This is a genomic window from Acidocella sp. (assembly GCF_028687955.1).
Classification (GTDB): Bacteria; Pseudomonadota; Alphaproteobacteria; order Acetobacterales; family Acetobacteraceae; genus Acidocella.
Genome location: NZ_JAQTZC010000076.1, coordinates 1 through 9061 on the forward strand (window position 1 = coordinate 1; position 9061 = coordinate 9061).

Sequence of the window (9061 nt, forward strand, 5' to 3'; positions counted from 1 at the left end):
CGCATCCAGCAAGCCCAGCACCGCCTCCACCGCATCGCGCTCGGCGCCGGTGGTGGCGGGGGAGAGTTCGCCCCGGCGCTCCCAGGCGCTGGCGATGATCTGTTGCAGCTGGTCGTGCGATGCGGCGCTCATGTCGTATCCTTGGCTGAAGTCTAAACCTGCGGCGGACCATCGTGGCGCGCCGCCGCGATGTCAACGCGCCGCCGGTTTATTAACCCTCCGTTCAACCTCGCCCGGCTATTCATGCGCGCATGACACCTCCGCAAAATTCCGGTGCAGCCCCCCTCGTGCTGGCCTCGGGGCCTGGCACTGGCTGGCTCGCCATCGCCGGCATGCTGGCCGACCTGGCCTTCGAGACCGACCCGCTCGGCCGCTTCACCGCCTTTGCCCCCGGCAAGGCTCTGGGTCAGCCGGCGGCGCAACTGCTGGGCACGGAAATGGCCAGCCTGCTCACTGGCCCGCCCGGCGAGGAAGGTCGCAGCGCCGCGCAATTCCGCGCCATCGTCACCACCATCTGCACGGAATGCGTCGCCTGGCATGGCCGGGTGCAGCTCACCCGGCCGGATGGTTACACCAGCATCTTCCGCCTCTCACTCGCCCCGCGCATCGCAGGCGATAGCATCAGCGGCACCTATGGCGTCCTGTTTGATCTGGAGGCCCCCGAGATGACCTTGCCCGATAGCCACGCGGGCCGCACCGGCGACCCGGTGCTCCGGCGCAACTCCCTGCTGGACGCAGAAACCGGCCTCTGGTCGCACCGCACCTTCGCCGAGGAAATGTCGCGCCGGTTTGACCGTCTCGATGTCGAGGGTCAGCCCGGCACATTGCTCTATCTCGGCTTTTCGCGCGCCCCGGCGCCGCTGCAAGGCGCCATCGCCATGCGCATGGCCGAGGAACTGCGCGACATCATCCGCCCCACGGATCTTCTCGGCCGGATTGACGCCACCACCATCGCCCTGTGGTGCGACAACATGGACCACCTGACCGGCGGCGAACGCGCGGCCAAATTCTGCACGCAATTGCCGCCGCTGCTGCCCGGCAACGCGCAGGTCACCGTCGGCGTCGCGCCGCGCTGGGCGGGCAGCGGCGAGGACACCTCCACGGTCATCGCGCACGCCATCGCGGCGCTGCGGCTGGCGGATATTGTCGCGCAGCGCGCCACCGGCGTACCCGCCAGCGGCGCCTGGAAGGTCTGGCAGCGTGATTGAAGTCTTGTTTCCGCGCCCTGTATCGCCTAATTCCAGGCCATGACCGAGCATCAAGAAACAGCCCCCGCCACAGATCCCGCAACCCCCGCCGCCGAGGCTTCCGCCGCGCAGGACCCTGCAACCCGCATCGCCGAGCTTGAAGCCGCGCTGCAGGAAATGAAGGACAAATGGCTGCGCTCCGAGGCTGAGATGGCCAATCTGCGCGCCCGCACCAAGCGCGAGGTTGAGGATGCCCGCCTCTACGCGGTGCAGAAATTCGCCAAGGACGTTGTGGAAGCCGCCGAAAACCTGAAACGCGGCATTGACAGCCTGCCCAAGCGCCAGGAAGGCGAGGCCGAAATCGTCACCAAAATGCGCGAAGGCTTCGAGGGCATCGAGCGTTCCTTCCTCGCCCTGCTGGAGCGCAACGGCATCACCCGGCACGACCCCACCGGCTCCACCTTTGATGCCAACATGCACCAGGCGATGGCCGAGCAGGAAACCACCGAGCATCCGCCCGGCACCATTTTGCAGGCGTGGACCCAGACCTGGCAGCTCCATGGCCGGCTATTGCGCCCAGGCATGGTCGTGGTCGGCAAGCTCCCCGCACCATCCGGCCCCGCCGTGAAGATCGACGAAACCGCCTGAACCGGGATTCGGCCTGAACCGGAATTCGAGTGCGATGACCTCAGATTGACCTGCATTGCGGGCCAATCTGAGGTCTCGGTCCGGCTCTAATCTCCGGCCTGGCCGCCTAGTCCAAAAATCCCGCGTAAAAATCCTGGCGTCAGCGCCGAGAGCGGGTTCAACTCCACCTGCGGCGCATTCATCGTCCCGGTGATCTTCATCCGCGCCGCGATCAATCCGCCGCCCTTCTCCGCCGTGAACAACCTGCCGACCACCGGAATTTTCCCCAGCAGCGCATTGATCTCATAAGCCGGGATGACCGTGGTATCGACATCCAGGCTTTCGCCCTCCAGGCCGATCTTCCCGGAAGCCGTGAACCCCAGCGAGGCCGAAAACGCCCTTGCCCCCTGCAAGGTCAGCGTCTGCCCGGCGATGCTGAAAGGCACCACCGCCCTGGCAAAGGAAAGCCCCGGCCCCGAAGCCGCCGCCGGCACGCCGTAAACTGTCAGCGCCTGCATGATCTTGGTGAACGCCGGCGCCTTCAGCATGCGGAAATCCGTCATCACGGCTTTGCCCGCCAGCGGCGTGCCGCCGCCGTAATCGGCATTCAGCGTCAGCGCACCGCCTTGCAAGCTTTTATACATATTCATCGCGCGCAACAGCAGCCCGGCGTCGAGCGCGCTCACCTTGGCATGCCAGCGCCGCACGCTCACAGGCGCAACGCTGAAAGCCGCCCCGTCCGCGCTGCCCTGGCCTTGCTGCAATGTGCCGCCCTGCCCGCTGCCGCTAAAGCTGAACCCGTCGAGCGCTGGCGCCGGGGCCGGAGCCAGGGCCAGCCGCTCAAAATTCAGCTGCGCGCGCCACAACGGGCCGCTGGCGGCTGTGTTTGCGCTCAATGCGCTGGCGGCGCTGCCTTGCGCCGCCGCCTTGCCGCCTTGCATGCGTAAATCCAGCGCCGGGCCGGAAAAACTGGCGGCCCAGGCGGCATCCACGGCGGTGGGCGGGCGCAACACGCCGGTTGCCAGTGTCCGGCCGATGTTCACCGTGGAAAAATCCATCTGCCCGTTCTGCTCCTGGCCCTGGATTTTCAGCCCCGGCGCGGTGGCGTCGATGCTGTTCAGGGCTGCGAACTGGCCGTTGCGCAGGGTGCCGGTCAGGTCTAGCCGCCCCGCCGCCCCGGCCGGCTTGCTCCAGCCCAGATGCGGCACCTGCAACGCCGCTGGAGTCAGATCCGCCTGCAGGTGCATAGCCTGCGCCCCGGTGGCCGCGCCGGTGATGTGCAAGCTATAGGGCACCGCGCCTCCGGCCACGTCCGCGCTGGCGTCCAGCCCCAGGCGGCGCAGCAGCTCAGGCCCGGCCAAACTGCTCAGGGTTATGTCCTCGCTGCCGCCCTTGCCGGCAAACCCAACCTGCACATCGAGCTTTGCCGGTTGCCCGGCAAATTGCAGCGCCGCCTTCGCGCTCAGCCCCCGTGCCGTGGCCACCAGCTGCCCGCTGCCCTGGGAAAACGCCAGCCCCGGCACGCCGGAGCCAAACGCCGTCTGGCTCAATTCAGCGATAACCAGCAGCCCGGTATCCTCCAGCCGCAGGTTTTTAATCAAGGGGATCCGCGCCGTAACCACCACATCCGCATTCCCCGTCGCCAGCACCAGCGGCGGCGGGGCCTGGAGCAGCAGGCTGAGCGGCGGCGCGTTGAGCACGGCAATGGCGTCCGCCACGCTCCCCGTAAGACTCACATTCACCTGCCCCGTCGTCGGCGCGGGCACGCTCATGTTCGAGAGCGCCATTTGCCCATGGGTGACCACCATGCCCCCCAACCGCGCCGAATCAACTGTAACCAGCGCATTGTTCAAATCCTGGAACACCATGCGCCCGTTCAGGGCGGTGAGCGGCGTTACCCCGTCGAGCCAGCGCAGCGTCAAATCCTGGGCTTCGAAACTGCCGGCCACGCCCGTCAGCCGCAGCCGCCCCAGATCAGGCGGCGCCGCCAGGGTGAACACAAAACTGGCATCGCGCGCCGTTCCGGCCGTGATGTTGCGGATCACCCATTTGCGCGTCAGCGGAAGCAACGCCGGCGGCCAGTAGGTTGCGATATCCCCCGCCTGCACCGCATCAGTGCCGGCGGAAAGGCTGATATTCCACAGGCTGCCCAGGCTTGCCGCGCCGCTGAAGCTCATACGCGGCTTGCTGGCGCCGCTACGGCTCAGGTCCAGATAACCGCCGGAGAGTTCGGCAGCCCCCGGGGTGATTTTCAGGCTGAAGCCGCCGGAATCAATGGGCAGGCTGTTCACCCCGGCGCCCAGTTGCCCCGGCCCCAGCGTGACGCCGACCTGCGCGCGGGCAAAATTGAAATCAGCCCCCGGCCAGACCGCCGCCCGCAGCGAGACCGGCACGCTCGACCCCGTGAACCGCGCCTGCGCCGCCTCCACCAGTAGCGGCGCCTTCGCCTGCGTCAACGCCGAGGGGATCAGCTCCAGCCGCGCGGTGGGGATGCTCACCAGCAAATCCCCCAACCCGTTGCGCACGGCGATATTGCCCAGGCGCAGATAAAACGGCACCTCGCCGCCTTGCCGGTACCCCGCCCAGGTCAGTTCCGCCTGTGCCATCTCCACGTTGATGCCATGGCCCGAGGCCGCCGTGGCCAGGCGTGAGGCCAGTTCCGGCAGCAGAATCGGCCCTTGCGAGAGCCGGAACCCGACCAGCAGAACACTCACCAGCACCAGCGTCGCCGCAAGCATGGCGATACGACCGAGCTGATGCACCGCCTTCCCCACAATCCGCCCTGCTTGACCTGCGCGCCATTTCATCTTGTGCTGCTTGCCAGATGCACGCCCTACCCCACAACCCGCAATTTCCTGGCCCGGCTGATCGCGCCGCCGCCGCCCGGCTGCACGAGGATTTCGCTGCCCTTGGCCCTGCCCAGCGCCGCTTCGCGGCCAGCCCCGCCGGGCGCGAGGTGCTCAACTGCCTGGGCGGCAACGCCCCCTATCTGGCGGATATGGCCTGCCGCGAGTCGGACTGCCTGATCCGCACGCTCAAATCCGGGCCGGATGCCGCCCTGGCCCACGCCCTGGAAAACCTCCGCGCCCTGCCGCTGGTCGCCAGCCGCCGCCAGCTCGCGGCCCAGCTGCGCGAGGCCAAGCGCCAAGCCGCCCTCGCCATCGCCATCGCTGACATCGGCGGCCTCTGGCGTCTCCCCAGAATCACCGCCGCGCTCTCCGAATTCGCCGAAGCCGCCTGCCACGCCGCCACCCGCCACCTGCTGCTCAGCCTGCACGAGGCCGGGCAGATTACCCTGCCGCATCCGCAAGACCCCGAGCGCGACTCCGGCTTCACCATGCTGGCGCTTGGCAAACTCGGCGCGCGCGAGCTCAACTATTCGTCCGACATTGACCTGGTGCTTTTCTTCGACCCGCAATCGCCGGTCTATGATGAAGACGCCCCCCCCCTCATGGCCCGCCTCGCGCGCGACTTCACCAGCCTGCTCGCCACCCGCGATGCTGACGGCTACGTCTTCCGGGTGGACCTTCGCCTGCGCCCAGACCCTTCGGCCACCCCGCCAGTCATGGCCCTGCCGGCCGCACTTGCCTATTACGAGAGCCAGGGCCGCACCTGGGAGCGCGCCGCCTTCTCCAAGGCCCGCCCCATCGCGGGCGACATCGCCATGGGCGAGGCTTTCCTCGCCGCCATCCGCCCCTTCATCTGGCGCAAGAACCTGGACTTCGCGGCCATCTCCGACATCCACGACATGAAGCGCCAGATCGACGCCGGGCATAACAGGCCCGGCATCCTGGGGCGTGATGTCAAACGCGGCCAGGGCGGCATCCGCGAAATCGAGTTCATCGTGCAGACCCTCAGCCTGGTCTGGGGCGGGCAGGACAAGCAACTGCGCATTCTGGCCACGCTCGATGCCCTCCCGGCGCTGGTGAAGGCCGGCCACCTGCCCGCCACCGTGGCGCGCACCCTGGCCGCTGACTACCGCGTGCTGCGCCGCGTTGAACACCGGCTGCAAATGGTCGCAGACCGCCAGACCCACACCCTGCCCGCTACCGAAGACGCACTGAGCGCCTTCATCACCTTCCTTGGCGCGCCTGACTTCCGCACCAGCTTTCCCCGCCTCCTGGCCCGGGTACACCGCCACTTCCTGGCTTTTTTCGATGCCGGTGAAGATGCCTCGCCGCACAGCCGCATAGACCCGGGAGCCGAAGGCCCGCCGCCCGCCGCCTTCACCGCGCGCGTACACGGCCTTGGTTTCAACGACGATCAACACATCGCCGAGCGCCTGCGCGCCTGGTCCGGCGGCCAGGTCCCGGCCCTGCGCTCGGAGCGCGCGCGCGACCTGCTGGATAATATCCTGCCCCCGCTACTCGCCGTGCTGGGCGAACAACCCGAGCCGGACAAGGTATTCGCATATTTTGACACTTTGCTCTCCCGCCAGCGCGCCGGGGTGCAACTGCTCTCCCTCTTCCAGCGCAACCCGGCGGTGCTGCGGCGCATGGCCGCCGTGCTGGGCGCCGCCCCGGCCCTGGCCGAGCATCTGGCCGAAGACCCGCACGCGCTGGAGGCGCTGCTCTCTCCCACGGCCCGCTTCGCCGCCCCCAAGCCCGTGCTGCGCCACCTGCTGCGCGACGCTGATGATCTGGAGGACGCGGTGGCTCTTACCCGCCACTTCGTCCGGCGCGAGGAGTTTCATCTCTCGGTCGCCACGCTGGAGGGCCGTCTGGACGCCGACTCCTCCGGCCGCCTGCGCAGCAACCTCGCCGCCGCCGCCCTTGGCGCCCTGCTGCCGCGCGTGCTGGCCCAGCATCAGGTCCGCTACGGCAAGGTGCCGCGCGGCGCCTTCGCCGTGGTCGCCATGGGCAAGGCCGGCAGCAGCGAGATGCTCGCGGGGTCTGACCTCGACCTGATGCTGATCTACGATCACGCCCCGATGGAAACCGCGCCCACCCCCTATTTCGTGCGCCTGGCCAACGCGCTCACAACCGCGCTCACCGCCCGCGGGCCGGAGGGGCCGCTCTACCATGTGGACATGCGCCTGCGCCCTTCTGGCAACCACGGCCCGGTTGCCGTCTCGCTCGCCTCCTTTCGCCGCTATCAGGCGAACGACGCCTGGACCTGGGAGCGCCTGGCCCTCACCCGCGCGCGCGTACTCGCCGCCACGCCGGGCTTTGCCGCCAAAGTCACGGCCGGGATCACCACCGCCCTCTCGCGCCCCGATTCCCCGGCCAAAATCCGCGCCGACACCGTTTCCATGCGCGATCGCATCACCGCCGAGCTTGCGCCCCGCGGCCCGTTCGACATCAAAACAATCCCTGGCGGCATGCTGGAGCTGCACTTCATCGCCGCCGCGCTACAACTCATCCACGGTCCGCACGCGCCCGCGTTGTTCCATCCCAACACCGCCGCCGCCCTGCGCGCCCTGGCCGCGGCCGGGCATCTGCCGCAAGCACACGCGCAAGACCTCCTCGCCGCTGATCATCTCTGGCGCAGCGTGCAGGGCATCAACCGCATCACCGGCCTGTCGGACCGCGCGCAGAGCGTCCCCCCCGCGCTGCAAATCCCGCTGCTGCACGCCACCCGCGCGCCCAGTTGGGAGGCCCTGCGGGAGGCCATGACGCAGGCAGCCCAAAATGTGACAAATTATTTCGAAACCTACATAACCAAGGGAGTTTCCACATGAGCCTCAGCATCGGCGCCGCCGCGCCCAATTTCACCCTCCCCACCTCGGGCGGGCGCACGGTCAGCCTAGCTGGCCTCAAGGGCAAGCCCTTCGTGCTGTATTTCTACCCCCGCGCTGACACCCCCGGCTGCACCAAGGAGGCCTGCGCCTTCCAGGAGGCGTTGCCCCAGCTTGGCAAAACCGGCGTCACCGTCATCGGTGTCTCCAAGGACAGCATGAAGGCAATCGAAAAGTTCGCTGAAAAATTCAACCTCACTTTCCCGCTGGCTTCAGATCCCGAAGCCACCGTGATCGCCGCCTATGGGGCATGGCAGGAGAAATCCATGTATGGCAAAAAATACATGGGAATCGAGCGTTCGACTGTGCTGGTCAACGCTGAAGGAAAAATCGCGCACATCTGGCCAAAGGTAAAAGTTACAGGCCACGCTGACGAAGTTTTGAAAGCCGTGCAAGCCCTCAAATAATGCGCTGGTATTTCGCCATCGATGAAGCGGGCGGCCTGGGTGAAACCGGCGCCCTCGCGCGCCTGATGGTCTTAAGCGCGCGCGCCATCGGCGGGCTGGAACCTGTTCTGCTTTATCATGGTTCCCCTACGAGTTTTACCGAATGGATGCAGCGCCACGGTGTGCGCGTAATCCCCGTCAGGCCGCGCTTTCTGGATATGTTCACCCAGGCGCAGGCCGCCGGCACCTTTGGGCCATATTCCATTGGCCATTGGCTGCGCCTGGAAATTCCCGATATCGAGCGCGAGCACGATTTTGTTCTCTACACCGATTGCGACATCATCTTCCTGCGCCGGTTTGATCTCTCGATGCTGCGCCCAAAGGTTTTCGCCGCCGCGCCGGAAATGCTGCCCTAAAACTGGAATTATTTCAACTCCGGCGTCATGCTGCTGAATGTCCCCGCCATGCGCGCGACCTATCCGGCATTGGAGGAGCAGATAAAACAACGCATCTTCTCAGGTGATATGCTCCGCTATGACGATCAGTTCGCCCTGAACGAAGCCTATCACGGATTATGGGATCATCTTGATCCGCTCTTCAATTATAAGCCTTATTGGCCATTTACCAACCATGCGGCGATTCTGCATTTGCACGGCCCAAAGCCGGGAAATCTCGAAGCCATGACCAGCGGGCAATGGCATGGCGAAGACCATACTTCGATATTTTTCGGTAAAATGTTGAACGCCAGTTCGCGTCATTATCTCGATTGGTGCGTCTGGCTCGGTGATTTTTTGCAAACCATGGATTTTTCGGAGGCCATACGCTTCGCCCGGCTAGCCTCCGCCCTCACCCGCTACCGGCGCGAGGTGCCCGCGAACGCTGACCGCAATTTTATGAATATCAAAATTTTCACCGAAGCTCCCTGAACGCGCGGCCCTGGTTGCATTAAGATTAACAACGGCCGCCACGCATTTTCATATTTTCTTAATCATTACGAACCTAACATCGGCCTATCCAACGGAAAGGTTTAGTGCCGTGAATGAAATTTTAGCCTTACGCCGTCCCGGAGCCGCCATTGCGCCATTCAGCGCCCCCGTTCTGGACGATGATGAATCCATCCGCTT

General features: G+C 66.0%; 7 protein-coding genes and 1 pseudogene. 6 read left to right on the top strand and 2 right to left on the bottom strand.

The genetic code is table 11. The features are described 5' to 3' along the window. Positions 1-132, bottom strand: a pseudogene (locus tag PHE40_RS09585) (2,3,4,5-tetrahydropyridine-2,6-dicarboxylate N-succinyltransferase); the annotation flags it as partial. Between the two features lie 119 nt (positions 133-251). On the opposite strand from PHE40_RS09585, the gene PHE40_RS09590 reads away from it, so the two are divergent. Together PHE40_RS09590 and PHE40_RS09595 are read left to right on the top strand one after the other, a co-directional pair. Then, positions 252-1208 carry a hypothetical protein gene (locus PHE40_RS09590; protein WP_299961196.1) on the top strand — a complete coding sequence of 319 codons (957 nt, stop codon included), beginning with the start codon at positions 252-254 and terminating at the stop codon, positions 1206-1208. Between the two features lie 39 nt (positions 1209-1247). After that, complete coding sequence (locus PHE40_RS09595; RefSeq protein WP_299961198.1) at positions 1248-1835, top strand: nucleotide exchange factor GrpE; 588 nt, start codon at positions 1248-1250, stop codon at positions 1833-1835. Between the two features lie 86 nt (positions 1836-1921). Here the strand turns inward: PHE40_RS09595 and PHE40_RS09600 are convergent, their stop codons facing one another. Further along, on the bottom strand, positions 1922-4621 hold the full coding sequence (locus PHE40_RS09600) for an AsmA-like C-terminal domain-containing protein (RefSeq protein ID WP_299961200.1): 2700 nt from the start codon (positions 4619-4621) through the stop codon (positions 1922-1924). A 17-nt stretch (positions 4622-4638) separates the two neighbouring features. On the opposite strand from PHE40_RS09600, the gene PHE40_RS09605 reads away from it, so the two are divergent. The 4 genes from PHE40_RS09605 (at position 4639) to PHE40_RS09620 (ending at position 8863) form a co-directional block, all read left to right on the top strand. Then, positions 4639-7494: a bifunctional [glutamine synthetase] adenylyltransferase/[glutamine synthetase]-adenylyl-L-tyrosine phosphorylase gene (locus PHE40_RS09605; protein ID WP_299961202.1), complete on the top strand. Its 2856-nt coding sequence runs from the start codon at positions 4639-4641 to the stop codon at positions 7492-7494. Then, on the top strand, positions 7491-7958 hold the full coding sequence (gene bcp / locus PHE40_RS09610) for a thioredoxin-dependent thiol peroxidase (protein ID WP_299961204.1): 468 nt from the start codon (positions 7491-7493) through the stop codon (positions 7956-7958). The genes PHE40_RS09605 and bcp overlap by 4 nt, the downstream gene beginning before the upstream one ends. Next, positions 7958-8353, top strand: a complete 396-nt coding sequence (locus PHE40_RS09615) for a hypothetical protein (protein ID WP_299961206.1) — start codon at positions 7958-7960, stop codon at positions 8351-8353. The genes bcp and PHE40_RS09615 overlap by 1 nt, the downstream gene beginning before the upstream one ends. A 69-nt stretch (positions 8354-8422) precedes the next feature. Next, positions 8423-8863 carry a hypothetical protein gene (locus PHE40_RS09620; RefSeq protein ID WP_299961208.1) on the top strand — a complete coding sequence of 147 codons (441 nt, stop codon included), beginning with the start codon at positions 8423-8425 and terminating at the stop codon, positions 8861-8863. Positions 8864-9061: the final 198 nt, after the last annotated feature.